The organism is Shinella sp. R2-11 (assembly GCF_055330205.1).
Genome location: NZ_JBVAPC010000001.1, coordinates 662,226 through 681,560, shown reverse-complemented (window position 1 = coordinate 681,560; position 19,335 = coordinate 662,226). Strand labels below are relative to the sequence as shown.

The window sequence follows — 19,335 nt, the reverse complement described above, 5'->3', positions numbered from 1 at the left end:
CCTCCGGGCGGCGGACTTGTCACCCGCGAGGGAAGGGCATAAACATGATTTCTGAACTCATGTATTAGGGAGCACCCGTCCCCCTGTCGACGCGAAAGGTTTTGTCGGAAATGTCAAAGATTTACGCGGAAACAGCATAGCGGCGGCGCACCCGAACCGATCGAATTCTGACCCCAGGGCCATCGCCATGCAGTACACGCCGGAAGAACTTTTCGTCGGCTCCGTCGAGAACGTGCCGAATTGCACGCCCTATACGGGCGAGCAGACGATCTGGCCGAAATTCATGCTGATGATCGTGCTGGAAGGACAGCAGCAGTTCGTCATCGACAACGTCCCGTTCCGGCTGGAGGCCGGCACGGGACGGAGCCGCATGCCGCTGGTCTTCATGCTGAACGTCGCGCAGCACAGCACGCTGCGCTTCATCACCAATAGCGGCGCGCCGCTGCGCAAGGTGATGATCGCCGCGCCCCGGCCGTGGCTGAGGCGCCTGATCGAGACGGAGGACGGCGTGCCGGCGCGGCAACTGCACGATTTCCTCGCCCGGCACCTGGCGCATTTCTCCTTCGAGCCGGGGCAGCATATCCTGCAGCTCGCGGAGAAGATCGCGCATCCCCCGCCGCTGCTGGAGGGCGAGCTCGGCTCCCTCTATCTGCGGGCGCAGGGGCTCGACATCATGTGGCAGTCCTGCCTGGCGATGATGGCGGAGGAGATGGAAAGCCCGCAGGCTCCATCCTTCCTCAGCCTCAGGGCCTGCGAGCGCGCCCGCGACTACATCCTTGCCAATCTCGGCAAGGAGCTCACCATCGACCTGATCGCCGGCGAGGTGGGCGCCAGTCCCTCCACCGTGCAGCGCCGCTTCAAGGAGCATTTCGGCGTGACGGTCTTCGATTTCGTGCGCGAAAAGCGGCTGGAAGCGGCGCGGGCGGCGCTTGCCAACGAACGCGTGCCGGTCGGCACCGCCGCCTATCTCGCCGGTTACAACCACGTCTCCAGCTTCACCACCGCCTTCCGCAAGGCCTACGGGCTGACGCCCAAGCAGGTCCGCAACAGCAGGCAGCCGTAAAGCACAGAAGGCTATTCGATCTCCAGATCGGCCCATAGCGGCAGGTGGTCGGAAGCGCGGCGGGCGAGAGGGGTATCGTGCACCGCCGTGCGGTGGACCCTGACCCCCTCGCCGACGAAGATGTGGTCGAGACGCAGGAGCGGGAAACGCGAGGGGAAGGTCGGCCGGATCCGGCCGCCGGCCTCGACCTGCGCATCCTTCAGCCGCCGCGCGAGGAGCTTGTAGGAGGCCGAACGCGTCACCGCATTGAGGTCGCCGGCAAAGAGGATGCGCGCATCCCCGGGCATCGGCGCGCCGAGCCAGTCCGGCCCGATCAGCGCCTCGGTCTGGCGCATGCGCTCGGCGCCGAGAAGGCCGAGATGGGTGACGAAGACCTGAAGCCTCGCCTCCCCCACCGGCACTTCCACCCAGAGCACACCGCGCGGCTCCCCGCGGGACGGCAGGCCGCCGGCCTTCACGAGCCGCGTCGGCAGCGCCGTCAGCAGGGCATCGCCATAGCGCTCCTCCTCGAGATGGAGCGCGGGGTGGAAATGCGAGACCATGCTCAGGTGCTTCGCGATGCTTTCGGCCTGGTCGATGCCGCCGCTGCGCGCCCGCGCGACGTCCACTTCCTGCAGCGCGACGATATCCGCCTCGCATTCGGCGATCACCTCGGCGATGCGGCCGGGATCGAGCCGCCGGTCCGTGCCGAAGCAGCTATGCACGTTGTAGGTCACCAGTCGCAGCCGCCTTGCCATGCCTTCCTCTCAAGCCCCGGACGCCGTTGGAACACGGAAGGCCTTGTTTTCGTTCCGCTCCGTCGGATTGAAGGAAAACGCATGAAACGCACCCATATCCTCCACGCGGCCGTCGCCGGCGCCGTTCTCGTCGCCGGCTGGCTCGTCTACCGGACGCTGAGTCAGTATACCTGGGAGGATATCCGCAACTCCGTTTCCGCGATCCCGAAGATGAATTTCGCCCTGGCGCTCGCCTTCTCGGCCGGCTCCTATGTCTGCCTGACCTTCTTCGATTTCCTGGCGCTGCGCTATGTCGGCAAGCCGCTTCCCTACCGGCAGGCGGCGCTCGCCTCCTTCACCAGCCTTTCCATCGGCCACAATGTCGGCATCGCGGCGCTCAGCAGCGGCGCGGTGCGCTACCGCTTCTACAGGCGCTGGGGCCTCGATACGGAAGAGATCGCCAAGCTGATCGTCTTCTGCGGGGTGACGGTCGGCCTCGGGCTGATCGTGCTCGCGGGCATCTGCCTCCTCCTGCTTCCCGGCACCGCCGGCAAGGTGGCGGGTCTCGGCAGGGCCGCCTCGCTGGCGCTCGGCCTCGCCTGCCTTGCAGTCGGCGCCGTCTATCTTGCGCTTTCCGCCTTCCTGCGCGGCGAGGTGCGTGTCCGGCACTGGCGCTTCGCGCTGCCGTCGCCGGGGCTGGCCGCCTTGCAGCTGGCGGTCGGCACGGCGAATTTCGCCTTCGTCGCGGCCTGCCTTCACCAGCTCCTGAATGGTGACGTCGGCTATATGGAAACGACGGCGGCCTATGTGGTGGGCAACCTCACGGCCCTCGTCAGCCATGTGCCCGGCGGGCTCGGCGTCATGGAGGCCGCGATCGTCTTCCTTCTCGGGAGCTCGGTCTCGATCGGCGCGCTGATCGCGTTCCGGGCGGCCTATTTCTTCATTCCGCTTCCGCTCGGGGTGGTCTGCCTGCTCGCCAGCGAAGCCTTGCTGGATGCGAACGGCGAGGCGGCCCTGCGCAGGAATCCGGGCTGACGGCCAAGCAGCGACCGCCAGCCGGCGAACCAGCCGGACAGCGGCCACCAGGGCGCGACAGGATCGACGAGCGCGGTGCCCGGAACGGCCGCCGTCGCCCCGCCACGCTTCACCTCGCGGAACGGCCGCAGCCCCCGCGCCTTGCCGTTGAATGCGTCGATCACCGGACCGAGACGCCCTTCCGCGCGCACGGCCGCGCCGAAGGTCCCGGCATCCGCATCGAGATGCTCGGCCAGCAACCGGTCGCGCAGCGCGAGGATGCCGCGCCGCTCCGCGTCCGACTGCGCCTCCACGGCGATATCCAGCTCGGTATCCAGCCCCTCGCTGCGCTGGTTGAGATTGGAGGAACCGACGCGCAGGAAGGCATCGTCGACGATGACCAGCTTGGAATGAATGACGATCTCCTGCTCCGAGCCGTCTGCCCTCGGCACGACGGGATAGAAGGCGCGCATCCGCCCGTGCCGGTCGCACCGCGCAAGGCGGCGGATGAAGCGGTCGCGGTTGGCCCCGAGCACCAGGCGCTCGATGGTGCCGTGGGAACTCAGGGTCGAGACGATGACGACCTCTGGCCCGTCCGGCTCGGCAAGCCTTTCGCACAGCACCTCGCAAACCCGCACCGAGGCGAAATACTGGCTTTCGATATAGATCTGGCGGCGGGCGGCCTTGAGGGCCGCGATGGTGAGCTCCACCGCCTCGGCGATGCCCTCTCGCCCGCGGATCGCCGGCTCCGTGCGGGCGAAGGCGACGCCGACCGCCGTCATGTCGGCGACCCGGCCGTCGAGGCGGATATCGGCCGGGATCTTCAGCGCCGGGACGGCCTCGTCCGTGGCGAGAAGCCAGCGGTGGCGCGCCATGTCGCCGGCAAGCCGGGCCGCCTCGCCCTCCAGCCCCACCTGCATGTCGTGCACCGGCTCGTAGCGCTTGCCCGAAGGCATCGTGCGGCGGGGATCGCCGGCGCGGTGGGCGCTCGTGTCCCAGCGCTTGGCCGTCAGGTCGATGCCGCCGACAAAGGCGACCTGGTCGTCAATGGCTACGAGTTTCTGGTGGTGCGATCCCCGCAGCGGATGGCGGCTGTCGAAGGCCAGCATGATGCGCGGGTGGGACGACCAGCGGCGCTTGCGGAACATCTTCAGCGATTTGCCGGAATAGACCGGCCCCATCGCCCAGACCAGCACGCGGATCGTCAGCGCCGGCCGCCCTTCGACGAGCCGCAGCAGAAAGGCGCCGAGCGTCGGGGATTGCGGATCGCCCGGCCGCAGGCGGATGTCGGGATTGAAATCCCAGCCGACGATCCAGACTTCCTGCCGCGCCTCCTCCAGCGCGCTTTCCAGCGCTTCGAAATAGGCTTCGCCGTCGACGAGCACGCTCAGCCTGTCTGCGCTCGCGACACGCCAGGCGTTGCGGCCGGGCTGGATGATGGAGGAAGGCATGCTTTCTGCTGCCCCGGTCAACGGAAACCCTTCGCTTCGCACTCTCTGCCGCCTTGTCTGCTGACGTCACTGGTTCGCGCGATCAAAATCCGCGGAAGAGCGTTTGGTTCCCGCGCGCCGGAGAAGGGGGCGCGCCAAACCCGCTGTTGATGGCCGGAAACGGCTCTGGACGGGAGCGGCAGGATCACGCTTTAACGGGGCGGACGGCATCTTCGCCGCAAAGCACCTCACCGGGCGGAACCAGATGCCGATCCACGAACTTGCCGCCCTCGGCGCCGCGACCTGCTGGGCCTTCACCGGATTGATCTCGGCAGGGCCCGCCGGCCATCTCGGGGCGCTTGCCTTCAACCGCGCCCGCCAGATCTTCGTCACGGGGCTGCTGGCGCTCTATGTGCTCGCCAGCGGGGCGTGGCATCAGCTCGACATGGCCAATGCGGGCCCGTTGCTGCTTTCCGGACTCATCGGCATCTTCATCGGCGATACGCTGCTCTTCGCGACGCTCAACCGCGTCGGCCCGCGCCGCTCCGGCATCCTCTTCGCGCTCAACGCGCCGATCGCCGCCCTGCTCGGCTGGCTGGTGCTTGGCGAATCCCTGCCGCCGCTTGCGATCGCCGGCATCGCGCTGACGGCGGCCGGCGTGTTCCTCGCCATTCTCTTCGGCAAGCGGCGGGCGCAGATCCACCAGTGGGAAACGGTCAAGGGGCCGCTCTGGATCGGCGTGCTGCTGGGGATCGGCGCGGCGACGGGCCAGGCCGTCGGCTCCATCATCGCCCGTCCCGTCATGGAGACGGGCATCGATCCCTTCCTCGCCTCGCTCATGCGGGTCGGCGTGGCGGCCTTCTGCCTCAGCATCCTGATCCAGCTGCCCATCCCCTCCGTCAAGCCGAAGGGACCGCTGACGCTGAAGATCGCGGTCCTCACCGCGCTGACCGGCATTCTCGCGCTGGCTATCGGCATGACGCTGCTGCTCTTTGCGCTTTCCGGCGGCAAGGTCGGCATCGTCTCGACCCTCTCGGCCACCTCGCCCGTCATGATCCTGCCGATGCTGTGGCTGCGCACCGGCGAACGGCCCGCCGGCGGCGCCTGGGCGGGCGCGGCCCTCGTCGTCATCGGCATGGCGTTCATCTTCATCCGCTGACCGCCGGAAGCCGCTTTCGGCAAGGTAAGAGGAGCCCGCGACCGGCACCCAAGAATTGCAGCGCAGCCATCGGGGAACACGAGGCAGGCCGATCCCGTTCCGGGGGCGGAAGAGGCATGCTGTCCGTCAACGGGACAGGCGGCACCTCTTCTTCGCCTGTGTTTTTCCGGCGCCACGCAGATAGTGAAAATTCGATTAAAATCGCTTCCTGCCGGTTTACGGGCCGCATACCAACGTGCCGCTCGCAATCGCCGGTAGGTGGGATCGACCGGACGAGGCGATACCTTGGCGCCGCTCCATGATGGAGCCTGATTCGAGGAATGACCATGCCCCACCAGCGCCTCCGCTGCCCTTTCCGGGACCACGCGCCCGCTGACCGTCTCGCCCGCGCGATCGACGACATCGACCGACGGATCGAGGAGCACCGCCTTGCCGACGAGCCCGCGCCGCTCAGCGCCTACCGCGCCCGCCGGATCCTTCAGGAGGCCTATTCCCGCTGCCGCGAGCGCGCGGAAAGCCGGGCGCCGGCAATTCCCTTCCCACCAGCTGCGCGGCCCGATGTGATGCCCAAGCCGCATCGGTCACGCAGGGACCCGGTCGAGCGATACGAGGCGCTCCCGGGTCCTCACCATCCCCTTGCCGGATCACAGGATTTCAGGGGTTGCCTTGGGCAGGCGACGGAGGCAGATTTGCGTTTCCGCAAATTCAAGCGCGGATCGCATGCCTATGAGGGGACGACCATGGCCTATGACTGGACCGGTGAAACGACGCGCAAACGCAACCGCCTGAAACTGGCAACCGCCGTCTTCCTCAGCCTCGCCATCGTCCTCGGCATCCCGGCGGCCGTTTCGCCCTTCCTCTGATCGGCCGCTTCCCTACCGACCGGCCTTCAGCGGACCGCCCTTTTCCGCCACCATCGTGACGAGCCGTTCGAAGACGGAAGCCGACTGGCGGATGCCGTCATGCTCGAATTCGTTGGTGATCCAGACATCCACGTTGCCGACGGCGCGGGCGGTCTCCAGCGAGAGGCCGGCATCGACATACATGTCGTCATGGTAGACGACCGCCGAGACCGGAACCTCATTCGTCACAAGCCGGGCCTTATCATAAAGCTGGCTATAGCGCGGGCGCCGGGCCAGCGCCTCGGCGCTAGCGCGGAAGGGCTTCAGCAGCGCGATCTCCTCGAACATCCACGGATAGATCATCTCGCCGGTGAAGAGGAGCGGCCGCGCCTTGGCGTCGAATTCCGGGAATTCGCCGAGCAGCCGCTCGGCCGCCCAGCCGGTGGCCCCCTCGCCCTGCCCGTAGATCGCCTCGTGGATCGCGGCGAAGAGCGGATTGCCGTTATAGGCGGTCGCGTGCATCACCGAGCCGAGGAACTGGTCGGAGAGGCGATCCGGCGCGGCGAAGGCCTCGTCGAGCAGCCAGTGGATGTTCTCGTGGCCCGGCCCCATGCCAAGGTCGAGGCCGAGGCTCTGGAAGCGGCGCACGGTGAGCCGGTCGCCATCGGGCAGCAGAACCGGCTTGGCTTCAAGGACATCGGCGATACGGGCGACCAGCGCCCTGTCGTCGGGGTAGCGCTTATAGAACATATCGTTCTTGGCGCGCACGCGCGGATAGGTGTGACGATAGACCGCCTCGGCGGAGGGATCGAGGCTCGGAATGCCGCCGGCGACATAGCAGGCCGAAAGCCCTTCCGGCGCGCGGCTGAGATAGGTCAGCGTCAGGAAGCCGCCATAGCTCTGGCCGAGCGTCTGCCAGCGCTCGCCGCCGAAGGCGGTCTTCCTGAGATGTTCGAGGTCGTCGACGATGGAATCGGCGCGGAAGCAGGCGAGATAGTCGGCGCCGGCCTCGCCGTCGAAGCGGGCGATGGTCGCCGCGTCGACCGGGGTGGATCGGCCGGTGCCGCGCTGGTCGGGCAGGATGATGCGGTGCGTCTTCAAGGCCTTGGCGAGCCAGGAGGGGCTACCCTTCGTCGGGCGCGGCGACTTGCCGCCCGGCCCGCCCTGCAGGAAGCAGAGGAGCGGCAGCGTCTCGTCCTTGCGGGCCGGATCGACCACCTCGCGGGCGAAGAGCTCGATGGTCTCGCCCACGGGCTTCGACCAGTCGAGCGGCACCGTCACGACATGGTCGCGCACATGGAGGCCGGGAATGGTGTATTCGGAAACGATCATGGAGAAGTCCTCCTTCAGTGCACGGCGCTGACGCAACCGGAATCGAGCAGCACCTAAAGCAGGTCGGCCACCGTGTTGGCAATGCCCTCAAGCTTCGCCTTTGCCCGACGCGAGCTGCGCGATGCCGCCGAGCGCGAAGGCCGCCAGGCGGGCGGCGAGCCGCTCGTTGCTCACATGGCCGCGGCCGAGCGGGGGCATCACTTCCGAGAGGCGCTTTTCGGCGATCAGCAGCATGAAGCAGGGCGCCATGATGGAAAGGGCGGCCTGGGCGACGAGGGGATGGTCGGTGGAAACGCCCATGATCTCGGCGATGACGCCGAAGACCAGCGCCTTCTTCGGTTCCAGCTCCTCGCGCCGCAGCCTTTCGAAATGCGGCGTCGGGGAGACGAGCTCGCGCGCGATCAGCTTCGCCGGCCAGGAGGCATCGCCCTGCGAGCGCACCACGCGCACGAGAAGGCCGATCAGGCGCCGCAGCCTGTCCTTGGGGTCCGTGTCGACCGAGGCGGCGCGCGCCAGCGCCTGATAGTTGACGAGGCGGCGATGCGCCTCGGCGAGCACTTCGGCATAGAGCGGCGCGATGCCGCCGAAATGATAGTTGACCGCCGCCGCATTCGCCCCGGCGCGGAGCGCGATCTCCTTGGCGGTCGCCCCGTCGAAGCCGTGCTCGGCGAAGACCGGCCCGGCGGCCTCCAGCAGGCTCGCACGCGTGGCGGCGCCGTCCGGCCGCGGGCCTGAGACAGACGATCGTCTTGCGCCTCGCGCCATGTCGGTCTCCCTTTCAGAATTCAAATCTAGATTTCAAATTTGGATTTGACAATCCCCTCCGATCGTCCTTAGCTGGAAAGGCTCGCCCCAGGAGCACCCGCGGAGTCAAACCGGCATGAAGCGCATCCTCCTCATCGTCCTCCTTCTCGCCGCCCTTGCCGCCGGTGCCTGGTGGTACCGGCACCGCGACAGCGGCCCGGCCGAGCTCGTCCTTTACGGCAATGTCGATTTCCGCCAGGTGACGCTCGCCTTCAACGGCAACGGGCCGGTCGCCGAGGTGCTCGTCGAGGAAGGCGCGGCCGTGAAGAAGGGCGAGGTCATCGCCCGGCTCGACACCGGCAGGATCCGCCCGCAGGTCGACCAGGCCGTGGCGCAGGTCGAGGCCCAGCAGGCGAACCTGACCCGCCTGAAGAACGGCAACCGGCCGGAGGAGATCGCGCAGGCGCGCGCCAATCTCGCCGCCGCCGATGCGGAAGCGGCCAATGCCCGCCTGCAACTGGAGCGCCAGAGCGCGCTCGTTCCCCGCGCCGCCGTCAGCCAGCAGGCGCTTGACAACGCCCGCTCCGCCGCGGCGGTGGCGGAGGCGAAGGTGGATGCCAGCCGCAAGGCGCTCGACCTCCTCGTCGCCGGCACGCGCGCCGAGGACATCCAGCAGGCCGCCGCCCAACTGCGGGCCGCCGAGGCGCAGGTCGCGTTCCTGAGGGCGGAGCTCGACGACGCCGACCTCAAGGCCCCGGCCGATGCGACCGTGCGCTCCCGGCTGATCGAGCCGGGCGAGATGGCCTCGCCGACGCGCGCCGCCTTCTCGCTTGCCACCAACAATCCGAAATGGGTGCGCGCCTATGTCTCGGACATGCAGCTCGGCCGGATCAGGCCCGGCATGAAGGCGGAAGTCCTGGTCGATTCCCTGCCCGGCCGCACGATCCCGGGCTGGATCGGCTTCATCTCCTCGGTGGCGGAATTCACGCCCAAGACCGTGCAGACCGAGGAATTGCGCACCAGCCTCGTCTATGAGGTGCGCGTCTTCGTCGACGACCCCGACAACGTGCTGCGCCTCGGCATGCCCGCCACCGTCCGGCCAGGGCAGGAAGGATGAGCCGCCATGGAGGACCGTCCGCTCTGTCTCGTCGCGAATGACCTTAGCAAGCGCTTCCAGCGGGAAACGAAGGAGACCGTGGAGGCGCTTGACGGCATTTCGCTCGCGATCCGCAAGGGCACGCTGACGGCGCTTGTCGGCCCCGACGGCGCGGGCAAGACCACGCTTCTGCGGCTTGCAAGCGGGCTGATCGCCCCGGACGGCGGAAGCCTCGAGGTCGTCGGCCTCGACGTGACCGCCGCCCCGCAGGCCGTGCAGGACAGGATCGGCTACATGCCGCAGCGCTTCGGCCTTTACGAAGACCTCAGCGTGCAGGAAAACCTCGACCTCTATGCCGACCTGCACGGCGTTTCCCATGCGGAGCGCCGGACGGTCTATCCCCGCCTCTTCGAGATGACGCAGCTCGGCCCGTTCAAGGCGCGGCCGGCCGGCAAGCTTTCCGGCGGCATGAAGCAGAAGCTCGGCCTTGCCTGCACGCTGGTGCGCGCGCCAGAACTGCTGCTGCTGGACGAGCCGACGGTCGGCGTCGATCCTTTGTCGCGGCGCGAACTCTGGGAGATCGTGTTCAAGCTGATCCGCGAGGATGGCCTCTCCGTCGTCGTCGCCACCTCCTATCTCGACGAGGCGGAGCGCTGCGAGCATGCCGTGCTGATGCATGCGGGGAAGATCCTCGACGAAGGCCCGCCGGCCGAAATCACGGCGAAGGCGGAGGGCTGCTGCTTTCTCGTCCGGGGGCCGGACGGCGTGCCGGCCCGCTCGTTGCAGGCGCGCCTCTTCGCGCTTCCCGGCGTCGTCGATGCCGTGCCGGAAGCGGGCCGCGTCCGCGTGGTGCGCCGGCGCGAGCAGATGGAGGAACCGCTGGCGCTCGAAGGGCTGTCCCTCGAAACGGAGCCGACCGAAGCCCGCTTCGAGGATGCCTTCATGATGCTGTTCGACCGCGTCGCGGGGGAGCGGGAGCATGTGGACCAGGCGGCGCTCGCGGCGGGCTCCGGGCAGCCGGCCGGCGAAAAGGTCGTGGAGGTGCGCGATCTCGTGCGGATGTTCGGCGATTTCACCGCCGTCGCCCATGTCAGCTTCAGCGTGCGGCGCGGCGAGGTCTACGGCCTTCTCGGGCCGAACGGCGCGGGCAAGAGCACGACCTTCCGCATGCTCTGCGGCCTCCTGCCCGCCACCTCCGGGGCGTTGCAGGTCGCGGGCGCCGATCTCCTCAAGGCCGGCGCGAAGGCGCGCGAGCGCCTCGGCTACGTCGCCCAGAAATTCTCGCTCTACGGCCAGCTGACGGTGGATGAGAACCTCGAATTCTTCGCCAGCGCCTACGGGCTGCGGGGCGGCCGCAAGAAGGAGAGGATCGCCACGCTGAAGGCGGCCTTCGATCTCGACCGCTTCCGCGACCTGCCGAGCGGGCAGCTCCCCGGCGGCTTCAAGCAGCGTCTTGCGCTCGCCGCCGCGCTCCTGCACGAGCCCGACATCCTCTTTCTCGACGAGGCGACGAGCGGGGCCGATCCGCTCGCCCGCCGCCAGTTCTGGGGCCGGATCACCGCGCTTTCCGAACAGGGCGTGACCGTCATCGTCACCACGCATTTCATGGAGGAGGCGGAATATTGCGACCGGGTGATCATCCTCGATGCCGGCCGCAACCTTGCGGAGGGAACGCCGGTCGACATCCGCGAGCAGGCCGGCACCGCAGCCGGCGCCGCGCCCGGCATGGAGGACGCCTTCATCGCCATCGTCGAGCGGGAACGCCGCAAGCGCACGGAGAAGGCCGCATGAGCGCCCCCCGCTCCATGGCCGGCGGCCTTGCGGGCCTGCTGCGGCGGACACGGGCCCTGATCCGCAAGGAAACGCGCCAGCTCCTGCGCGATTTCAGCAGCATCGCGATCGGCATCGTCATGCCCGTCACGCTGCTTATCCTGTTCGGCTACGGCATCAACCTCGATGTCCGCAACGTGCCCGTCGCGCTCCTCATGGAGGAAAGCTCCGCCCCGGCGCGGGGCGTTGCCGCGGCCTTCGAGCTCTCGCCCTATTTCTCCACCCGCAGCGTACGCACGATGAACGAGGCCGAGAAGATGCTGATGAGCGCCGAGGTGCGGGCCATCGTGCGCATCCCCGCCGATTTCGCCCGCAGCATCGATCTCGGCACCGCCGAGGTACAGGTCATCATCAACGGCGCGGATGCCAACACGGCGCGCATCTCGCTCGGCTACGCGCAGGGCGCGGTCGCCGTCTGGGCGGCCAAGGAGGCCGGGCGCAACGGCGCGGCGGCGGGCGGCGTCACGGTCGAGCCGCGCCTCTGGTTCAACGAGGCCAACGACAGCAGCTACTTCCTCGTGCCCGGGCTGATCGTGCTGGTGATGACGCTGATCGGCGCCCTCCTCACCGCGCTGGTGATGGCCCGCGAATGGGAGCGCGGCACCTTCGAGGCGCTGTTCGTGACGCCGGTGCGCCCGGCCGAGATCCTGCTCGGCAAGACCGTGCCCTATTTCGCCCTCGGGCTGATCGGCCTTGCGCTCTGCGTCGTCGGCAGCAAGCTGCTGTTCGGCGTGCCGCTGCGCGGCTCCCTCGTCATCCTCACAATCGTGTCGATGCTCTACCTGCTCGTCGCGCTGGGGCTCGGCCTCGTCATCTCCTCGGCGACCAAGAGCCAGTTCGTCGCCAGCCAGGTGACGGTGCTGCTCACCTTCCTGCCGGCCATGATGCTCTCCGGCTTCATGTACGATCCGCGCAGCATGCCCTGGATCGTCCAGATGATCACCTACATCTTTCCGGCGCGCTACTTCGTGACTCTGCTGCAGACCCTTTTCCTTTCCGGCAACAACTGGAGCGTCATCCTGCCCAACGCCGCCGTGCTCGCCGGCATGGCGACGGCGCTGCTGACGCTTTCGGTGCGCCTCACCCGCAAGAGGATCGCCTGATGCCGATGTCTCTCCTGCGCATCCTGACGCTCATCCGCAAGGAACTGCTCGTCATCCTGAAGGACCCGAAGAGCCGGGCGAGCCTCTTCCTGCCGCCGATCCTGCAATGCCTGATCTTCGGCTATGCCGCGACCTACGACCTCAACAGCGTGCCCTATGTTCTCGTCGACCAGGACCGCAGCGCCGCCTCGGTGACGCTCGTCGCGAAGCTGGAGGGCTCCGGCATCTTCCAGCGCCAGGGCACGTTCGCGCAGATCGATCAGGCCGCCCCCCTTCTCGACGCGCGGCGCGCGCTGGTCGTCGTCGTCATCGGCAACGGTTTCGAGCGGGATCTCGAGGCCGGCGCGCCGGCCCCCGTCCAGGTGATCGCGGACGGCCGCAACTCCAACACCAGCGGCATCGCCGAGGGCTATGCCAATGCCATCATCGGCGATTTCGCCGCCGCCTGGCTTTCGGAGAAGGGCATTGCATCCGCCGGGGTGAAGGTCTCGACGCGCGCCTGGTTCAATCCGCAACTGGAAACCCGCTGGAGCATGATCCCCTCGCTGATCGGCACGATCACCATGATGATGACGATGATGCTGACCGCCATGTCGGTCGCCCGCGAACGCGAGGAAGGCACCTTCGACCAGCTTCTGGTGGCGCCCTTCACGCCGACCGAGATCATGATCGGCAAGGCCGTGCCCTCCATGCTCGTCGGCATCACGCAGGCCTCGGTGATCCTGCTCGTCGCGCTCTTCTGGTTCCGCATTCCCTTCGCGGGCTCCTTCCTCACGCTCTATGCGGGCCTTGCGCTGTTCCTTGCCGCCGCCATCGGATTCGGCCTCTTCCTCTCCTCGCTTGCCGGCAACATGCAGCAGGCGATGATCCTCGCCTTCGTCTTCCTAATGCCCTTCATGCTGCTCTCGGGCCTGATGTCGCCGACCGAGAACATGCCCGCGGTCCTGCAATACGTGACCGTCATCAACCCGCTGACCTACGCGATCCGCATCACCCGCGCCGTCTATCTAGAAGGCGGCCGCTTCACGGACCTCCTGCCCGACATGCTCGCCCTCGTCGCCATCGCCGCCGTCACCATGCCGATCGCCGCGTGGATGTTCCGCCACAGGCTGAACTAGTTCGGATTTCGCGGGCGGCCTGTCGGAATCCCGCCCCGCCATCCGTCTTCCATGCACAAGCCAGGGAGAACACCGATGACGATCACCATCACAGCCTTCGAACGATCCCCCGACCGCGGCAAGGGGCTCGCCCGCGACATGCGCGTCCGCTGGGCGCTGGAGGAGGTCGGCCAGCCTTACGATGTCCGCCTTCTTTCCTTCGAGGCGATGAAGCAGCCCGGCCATCTCGCCCTTCATCCCTTCGGGCAGATCCCGACCTACGAGGAGGACGGGCTTTCGCTCTTCGAAACCGGCTCGATCGTCTTCCATATCGCCGAGCGCCATGCCGGCCTGCTGCCCCGCGAGGCGAAGGCTCGGGCGCGCGCCATCACCTGGATATTCGCCGCGCTGAACACGATGGAGCCGCCGATCGTCGAACTGGAGACCGCCGTGCGCGAGGAGCGCGGCAAGACGTGGCATGCCGAGCATCGCGCCGTTCTCGAAGGACGCGTGCGCACCCGGCTCGGCCAGCTTTCCACACATCTCGGCGCGGCCGAATGGCTCGAAGGCGCATTCAGCGCGGGGGATCTCCTGATGGTCTCCGTGCTGATGCGGCTCGCATGGTCGGACATTCTGGACGACTACCCCAACCTTGCCGCCTATCTCGCCCGGGGCCAGGCACGCCCGGCCTACCGGCGCGCCTTCGAGGCCCAGCGCGCCGTCTTCGCCACCGCCTCGGCGGGAGACTGAAACGACAGCTCAGCCGGCAAGATGCGCGAAGAGCCGGGCGACGGCCTCCGCGCCGGGATCGACATGGCCTTCGAGCTGCCGCGCGTTGACATAGGTCGCGCGGCCGGCTTTCGCCCGCGTCAGCGTCGCAGTGAAATCCGCCCCCTTGCGCGCCGCGGCCGCAGCGGCAGGCAGGCCGGCGTCCAGCGCATCCAGCGCCGGGGAAAGCGCATCCACCATCGTGCGGTCGCCGATCCGTGCCCCGCCCACTTCCTGCATGCGCGAAAGCCCGGCACGAAGCGCAGCATGCAGCGAGGCGCCGCCCGAAGCCGCATCGCCGGCCGCGGCGAAGAAGATCGCCAGCAGCACGCCGGAGGATCCGCCCATCGTCTGGCCGAGTTCCTGCCCGATGGCGAGTAGAAGCCGGCTCTCGTCGGCCAGCGGCAGGCGATCCACGGCCGCTATCAGCGCACGGGCCGCGCCCGCCAGCGTCGATCCCGTGTCACCGTCGCCGGATTTGGCGTCGAGCGCGTTGAGATTCTGCTCGGCGGCGATCATTGCGTTGCAGCAGCCGACGAGGAAGGCGCGCGTGGCCGCATTCTCGGACGGCGCCGGGGCAACCGGCGCAAGGCCCGCCGGCAGGGCCGCCACGGCGACCGGGCGCACCTCGCAAAGGCCCGGCCAGGCCGGCATCGCGACCGGCGCCTTCAGAAGCTCCAGCTCGGCCGCATCCGCCGGGAAGACGGAGAGGGAGAAACCCTGCATGTCGAGCGAGGTCATCAGCGGCGCGGGGCCGACCACATGCGCGATGCGCGCGCCGAGCGGGGAAGCGAGAAGGTCATGCGCCAGCACCGACATTTCGAGGACGGAGGTGCCGCCGAGATTGTTGATCAGCGCCACATGCGGCCCCTCGCCCATCGCGGCGGCAAGGCGCTCCGCCATGACCGCGACGGCGCCCCGCGCGCCGGCAAAATCGATCTGCTCCACGCCCGGCTCGCCATGAATGCCGAGGCCGAGCTCCGCCTTGGACTCGGGAATGCGCTCCTCGCGCGGCGAACCCGGCACCCGGCAGGTGCCGAGCGACAGGCCGATGGTGCGCGTTGCCGCGGCAACCCGCCTTGCCGCCGCCGCCACGCTTTCAAGGTCGGCCCCGCGTTCGGCGAGCGCCCCGGCGATCTTGTGGACGAAGAGCGTGCCGGCGACGCCGCGCGCCTGCGGCAGGTCCGGCAGGGCGATGTCGTCGTCAACGATGACCATGGCGACGTCGAGCCCCTGCGCCCGCGCCCGCTCGGCGGCGAGGCCGAAGTTGAGGCGGTCGCCGGTATAGTTCTTGACGATCAGCAGGCAGCCGGCCGGCCCCGTCACGGCAAGGATGCCGGCCAGCACCGCATCGACGCTCGGCGAGGCGAAGACGTCGCCGCAGACCGCGGCCGTCAGCATGCCGCGCCCGACGAAGCCGGCATGGGCCGGCTCGTGGCCCGAGCCGCCGCCGGAGACGACCGCCACCTTCGACCTGTCCCAATCACTGCGCAGCACCACGCGGATATGCGGATAGCCGTCGAGGCGGGCAAGCGTGCCGCCGGAAAGCGCGAGCGCCCCGTCGATGGCCTCGGTAACGACGTCCTCGCGCCGGTTGATGAACTGCGACATGGCGAACTCCCGAAATGAAACGTGGGCCGCAAGGCCCGATGCGGCCATGGATTTAACGGCCGAACCCATTTAATCCTCTCCGCAGGCGCACCGTCGCGGTTCGCCTGGAACGAGGACAAATGGTTTGAACGCCCGTGTCAAGCGCGGGCTCCGGAGTTGCGCCCATGCTCGTCGGAATTACGATCCTGCTTGTTTTTCAGTTGATTGGCGAAATATCCGCCTATTTCCTCGGCGGCTTCGTGCCCGGACCCGTCATCGGCATGGCGATGGTCGCCGTGGTGCTGACGCTGACCGGCGGCATGACGTTCCTGGAACCTGCCCATCGGCAGACCGTCGACACGTCCAGGGCGATCCTCGCCAATCTCGGCATCCTCTTCGTGCCGGCCGGCGTCGGCATCATCCAGCATCTCGACCTCATCCGCGACCGGGGCTTCGCCCTGCTCGCCATCGTGCTGCTGTCGACCGTGATCACGCTGGCGGTGACGGTCTGGGTCTTCATCCTCGTCAAGCGGCTGGCCGGAGGGTATGGCCATGACTGAGGGGCTCTGGGTCTATCTCGCTACATCGCCGCTGCTCTGGCTCGCCGGCACGCTCGTCGTCTGGCTGGCGGCGAACGGCATTGCCGGCCTCAGCCCGGGGAACCCGCTGCTGAACCCGATCATGCTCTCCATCGCCGTCATCGCCATCGTGCTGCTGGTCGCCGGGATCGACTACGGCACCTATTTCGAGGGGGCGCAGTTCATCCACTTCCTCATGGGGCCGGCGACGGTCGCGCTCGGCATCCCGCTCTACGAGAAGCTTTCGCTGGTCAAGAGCAACCTCGTGCCGCTGCTCGCCGCCCTCTTCATGGGCAGCCTGACGGCGGTGGGCTCGACGGTCTTCCTCAGCCATCTCTTCGGCTTCACGCCGGCCGTCGTCGCCTCGCTCGCGCCGAAATCCACCACCGCCGCCGTCGCCATGGCGATTTCCTCCGGCCTCAAGGGCGACCCGGCGCTGACGGCCGCCGTCGTCGTGCTCACCGGCATCTGCGGCGCCATCATCGTGACGCCGATGATGAACGCCATGCGCATCAGGGACTACAGCGCGCGCGGCTTTGCCGTGGGGCTCACCTCGCACGGCATCGGCACCGCGCGGGCCTATTCGGTGGATCCGGTGGCGGGGCTCTTCTCGGGGATCGCCATGGGCCTCAACGCCGTGCTGACCTCGCTGATCGTCCACCTGTTCCTCTGAAACGCGTCACGACGGCGTTTCGAGGGATGCGGGCACGGGCCGGGGCGCAGGCTTCGCCCGCAGGAGCGGCCGCTCGACCAGACGGTAGGCGCAGAACCCGGCGGCGACGCCGGCGCAGGCCGACAGGAGGAGGACGAGCGATGGCGGGAGGGCGGCCTTCGCCCCGATCTTCGCGACGACCGAGATCGCGAAGGTGTGCCAGAGATAGATCGAATAGGACGCATCGCCGAGCATGGCGGGGACGGTGAACCGCGCTATGCCGCCATGCCTGTCGAGCGCCGCCGTGCCGCAGACCAGCATGCAGGCGAGCGGGCCGCAGGTCCATTCGTCGAAGGGCAGCCGGAAGAGGCCGATGACCGCGAAGCCCGCAAGGCCGAGGCCGATCATCCCGAGCGCCGCGGTTCGGCCCGGCACGCGCCCGGCAAGCCACAGCCGCCCGATCAGCATGCCGGCCACGAATTCCAGGATGATGGGCCGCGTATAGGTGACGAAGAGCGGTGCGTCGCTGTCGACCGCGAGGCCGAGCGCCACCAGCAGGCAAAAGCCCGCCGCCATGACGGGAAGCCGCAGCCGCGCCGGCAGGAAGAGGCAGGCGGCGAAGGCGGCGTAGAAGAACATCTCGTAATTGAGCGTCCAGCCCTGCACGAGCACCGGCCAGAGTTCGCCGCTGCTCGGCGAGCGGGCCGGCACGAAGAACAGCGAGGCGGCGACATGCCCGGCCGTCAGCACCAGGTTGGGAAAGAGCCCGGCCAGCGCGCCCGCCACCATGACGCCCGTCGCCAGCCAGTAGACCGGCACGATCCGCCGGACGCGCTCGGCGAGGAAGCGGCCCGGCGTCACCGGCCGCCGCTCGACGATCACCCACATGATAAAGCCGCTGATGACGAAGAAGACATCCACCCCCGCCGCGCCGATGGCGAAGGCATGGCCGCTGCGCTCGGCGGCATGGAAGAGAACGACAGCGAGTGCCGCGAGGGCGCGAAGATACTGGATGCCGTATAGCGTTCCCCGGCCCTTGGCCGGCCCGGCACTCATGCGGGCACCGCATGGTGGCGGGGCGCCAGCGGCCGCACCGCCCTTCTCCGCCGGCCGTCGGCCAGCTTGCCGGCCGAGAAATAGAGGAGGAAGGAGCCGACGTGATAGGGATTGAGGATGTCGATCTCCACGAAGGTGCGCACTGCGAGCAGCGCGGCGACGGTGAAGAGCACCAAAGCCTCGCCGTCCCGCGCCGCCGAGAGGAGCCGGCCGAGATGGCCGGCAAGCGTGACGACGAGCACCATGGTCAGGAGGCAGCAGCCGATCAGGCCCGTTTCCACCGTGGCGGCGATGAAGGTGTTGTGGAAATGGAAGCCGCTGCGGGTGGAGATGAAGAAATCCGCCCAGAGCCGCTCCGCCTCGGCAAAGCCCTGCACCCAGAACGCCTGGTAGCCGATGCCGGCGAAGGGCGCTCCGCCCGCCGCCACGATGCCCTGCTGCCAGAGATAGGTTCGCCCCGTCAGCGTCGCATCCTTGCCGAAGGCGCCGAGGATCATCGCGTAGCCGCCGCCATAGGCGGCGGCAAGGCCGGTGAGCACGATGAGGACGGCGAGCGCCGTGAACAGCATCTTGCGGTGGAAGGGCGCCAGCATTTCGAGCGCCCTGAGCGAGAGGCAGAGGCCGGCGACGGCGGCGGTCGTCAGCACGGAGGTCGCCGATTGCGAGGCCTTCAGGCAATAGAGCGCGATGAGCACGGCGCCGACCGCGACGAGCTTCCAGACGCCGCGCTCCACCCCGAGGAAGAGCGCGGCAAAGGCGAAGAGCACGGCGAGCGAGGCATAGAAGCCGAGCTGGTTCTTGGAGGCGAAGGCGCCGACGAAGCTGTAGGTGCCGTCGAGCGGATCGAGATGGTAGACGCCGAAGAGAAGCGAGAAGACGAGCACCAGCCCGGTGCCGACCAGCCCGCCGCGCACCAGGATGCGCGTATCGACGACGCGCATGGCGATCAGCGCGCAGATCACATGGGAAAGGTACTGCACCGCCGCGCGGGCCGTGACGCCCGGCGCCTGCGACCAGAAGACCGAGAGGCAGGCGAAGAGCGCGAAGGCGAAGATCCAGAGATAATGCCGGTAATTGCCCAGCACGCGCCTGTAGTCCACCACGACGAGCGGCAGCCACAGGGCGTAATAGGCGAGGATCGAGGCCTGGCCGAAGCGGAAGGAATAGGCGAAGACGAAGAAGGAGAGCGCCACGGCGACGACGCCATAGGCCTCGTTGCCGGCAGGTCCGATCAGCCGCGCCTTGGCGATCCGCATCGAAGCCTC

The 19,335-nt window shown here is 68.2% G+C and carries 18 protein-coding genes; 11 read left to right on the top strand and 7 right to left on the bottom strand.

Annotation, left to right across the window (positions count from 1 at the left end; translation table 11 throughout):
* Nucleotides 1-283: 283 nt before the first annotated feature.
* A complete protein-coding gene (locus ACZ1A1_RS03235) occupies nucleotides 284-1,063 on the top strand; it encodes a helix-turn-helix transcriptional regulator (RefSeq protein WP_415212142.1) in 780 nt (259 codons plus the stop codon).
* Nucleotides 1,064-1,074: 11 nt separating this feature from the next.
* Here the strand turns inward: ACZ1A1_RS03235 and ACZ1A1_RS03230 are convergent, their stop codons facing one another.
* Entirely contained in the window at nucleotides 1,075-1,800 is a 726-nt protein-coding gene (locus ACZ1A1_RS03230; protein WP_415212104.1) for an endonuclease/exonuclease/phosphatase family protein, read from the bottom strand.
* A gap of 81 nt (nucleotides 1,801-1,881) precedes the next feature.
* On the opposite strand from ACZ1A1_RS03230, the gene ACZ1A1_RS03225 reads away from it, so the two are divergent.
* The gene (locus ACZ1A1_RS03225) at nucleotides 1,882-2,814 is read left to right on the top strand and encodes a lysylphosphatidylglycerol synthase domain-containing protein (protein WP_463618737.1); all 933 of its coding nucleotides are present in this window, start codon (nucleotides 1,882-1,884) and stop codon (nucleotides 2,812-2,814) included.
* Here ACZ1A1_RS03225 and ACZ1A1_RS03220 read toward each other — a convergent pair.
* A complete protein-coding gene (locus ACZ1A1_RS03220) occupies nucleotides 2,712-4,244 on the bottom strand; it encodes a phospholipase D-like domain-containing protein (protein ID WP_463618736.1) in 1,533 nt (510 codons plus the stop codon). The two genes, ACZ1A1_RS03225 and ACZ1A1_RS03220, sit on opposite strands and share 103 nt — an antisense overlap.
* Before the next feature lie 244 nt (nucleotides 4,245-4,488).
* Between ACZ1A1_RS03220 and ACZ1A1_RS03215 the strand changes: the two genes are divergently transcribed.
* Both ACZ1A1_RS03215 and ACZ1A1_RS03210 read left to right on the top strand, forming a co-directional pair.
* Nucleotides 4,489-5,382, top strand: a complete 894-nt coding sequence (locus tag ACZ1A1_RS03215; RefSeq protein WP_463618735.1) for a DMT family transporter — start codon at nucleotides 4,489-4,491, stop codon at nucleotides 5,380-5,382.
* Nucleotides 5,383-6,071: 689 nt separating this feature from the next.
* Entirely contained in the window at nucleotides 6,072-6,245 is a 174-nt protein-coding gene (locus ACZ1A1_RS03210) for a hypothetical protein (RefSeq protein WP_463618734.1), read from the top strand.
* Nucleotides 6,246-6,257: 12 nt separating this feature from the next.
* Here the strand turns inward: ACZ1A1_RS03210 and ACZ1A1_RS03205 are convergent, their stop codons facing one another.
* A complete protein-coding gene (locus tag ACZ1A1_RS03205; protein ID WP_463618733.1) occupies nucleotides 6,258-7,556 on the bottom strand; it encodes an alpha/beta fold hydrolase in 1,299 nt (432 codons plus the stop codon).
* 87 nt (nucleotides 7,557-7,643) lie between these two features.
* Complete coding sequence (locus tag ACZ1A1_RS03200; protein WP_463618732.1) at nucleotides 7,644-8,321, bottom strand: CerR family C-terminal domain-containing protein; 678 nt, start codon at nucleotides 8,319-8,321, stop codon at nucleotides 7,644-7,646.
* 115 nt (nucleotides 8,322-8,436) lie between these two features.
* Here ACZ1A1_RS03200 and ACZ1A1_RS03195 point away from each other — a divergent pair, with 115 nt between their 5' ends.
* The 5 genes from ACZ1A1_RS03195 to ACZ1A1_RS03175 all read left to right on the top strand — a co-directional run bounded on the left by ACZ1A1_RS03195 (nucleotide 8,437) and on the right by ACZ1A1_RS03175 (nucleotide 14,176).
* Nucleotides 8,437-9,417 (top strand): efflux RND transporter periplasmic adaptor subunit, encoded by a 981-nt coding sequence (locus tag ACZ1A1_RS03195; protein ID WP_463618731.1) that lies wholly within the window; start codon nucleotides 8,437-8,439, stop codon nucleotides 9,415-9,417.
* Between the two features lie 6 nt (nucleotides 9,418-9,423).
* Nucleotides 9,424-11,187, top strand: coding sequence for an ATP-binding cassette domain-containing protein (locus ACZ1A1_RS03190; RefSeq protein WP_463618730.1), 1,764 nt, complete (start codon nucleotides 9,424-9,426; stop codon nucleotides 11,185-11,187).
* Nucleotides 11,184-12,329: an ABC transporter permease gene (locus ACZ1A1_RS03185; RefSeq protein WP_463618729.1), complete on the top strand. Its 1,146-nt coding sequence runs from the start codon at nucleotides 11,184-11,186 to the stop codon at nucleotides 12,327-12,329. The genes ACZ1A1_RS03190 and ACZ1A1_RS03185 overlap by 4 nt, the downstream gene beginning before the upstream one ends.
* On the top strand, nucleotides 12,329-13,447 hold the full coding sequence (locus tag ACZ1A1_RS03180) for an ABC transporter permease (RefSeq protein ID WP_463618728.1): 1,119 nt from the start codon (nucleotides 12,329-12,331) through the stop codon (nucleotides 13,445-13,447). The genes ACZ1A1_RS03185 and ACZ1A1_RS03180 overlap by 1 nt, the downstream gene beginning before the upstream one ends.
* A 75-nt stretch (nucleotides 13,448-13,522) precedes the next feature.
* Nucleotides 13,523-14,176, top strand: a complete 654-nt coding sequence (locus ACZ1A1_RS03175; RefSeq protein WP_463618727.1) for a glutathione S-transferase family protein — start codon at nucleotides 13,523-13,525, stop codon at nucleotides 14,174-14,176.
* Nucleotides 14,177-14,185: 9 nt separating this feature from the next.
* Here ACZ1A1_RS03175 and ACZ1A1_RS03170 read toward each other — a convergent pair whose 3' ends face one another.
* On the bottom strand, nucleotides 14,186-15,805 hold the full coding sequence (locus tag ACZ1A1_RS03170) for a dihydroxyacetone kinase subunit DhaK (RefSeq protein WP_463618726.1): 1,620 nt from the start codon (nucleotides 15,803-15,805) through the stop codon (nucleotides 14,186-14,188).
* A gap of 164 nt (nucleotides 15,806-15,969) precedes the next feature.
* Between ACZ1A1_RS03170 and ACZ1A1_RS03165 the strand changes: the two genes are divergently transcribed.
* Nucleotides 15,970-16,344 (top strand): CidA/LrgA family protein, encoded by a 375-nt coding sequence (locus ACZ1A1_RS03165; RefSeq protein WP_318912930.1) that lies wholly within the window; start codon nucleotides 15,970-15,972, stop codon nucleotides 16,342-16,344.
* Complete coding sequence (locus ACZ1A1_RS03160) at nucleotides 16,337-17,035, top strand: LrgB family protein (protein ID WP_313193845.1); 699 nt, start codon at nucleotides 16,337-16,339, stop codon at nucleotides 17,033-17,035. The genes ACZ1A1_RS03165 and ACZ1A1_RS03160 overlap by 8 nt, the downstream gene beginning before the upstream one ends.
* Before the next feature lie 6 nt (nucleotides 17,036-17,041).
* Here the strand turns inward: ACZ1A1_RS03160 and ACZ1A1_RS03155 are convergent, their stop codons facing one another.
* Together ACZ1A1_RS03155 and ACZ1A1_RS03150 are read right to left on the bottom strand one after the other, a co-directional pair.
* Complete coding sequence (locus tag ACZ1A1_RS03155; RefSeq protein WP_463618725.1) at nucleotides 17,042-18,070, bottom strand: acyltransferase family protein; 1,029 nt, start codon at nucleotides 18,068-18,070, stop codon at nucleotides 17,042-17,044.
* The gene (locus ACZ1A1_RS03150) at nucleotides 18,067-19,326 is read right to left on the bottom strand and encodes an O-antigen ligase family protein (RefSeq protein WP_463618724.1); all 1,260 of its coding nucleotides are present in this window, start codon (nucleotides 19,324-19,326) and stop codon (nucleotides 18,067-18,069) included. Before ACZ1A1_RS03150 ends, ACZ1A1_RS03155 begins: the two co-directional genes overlap by 4 nt.
* Nucleotides 19,327-19,335 lie beyond the last annotated feature (9 nt).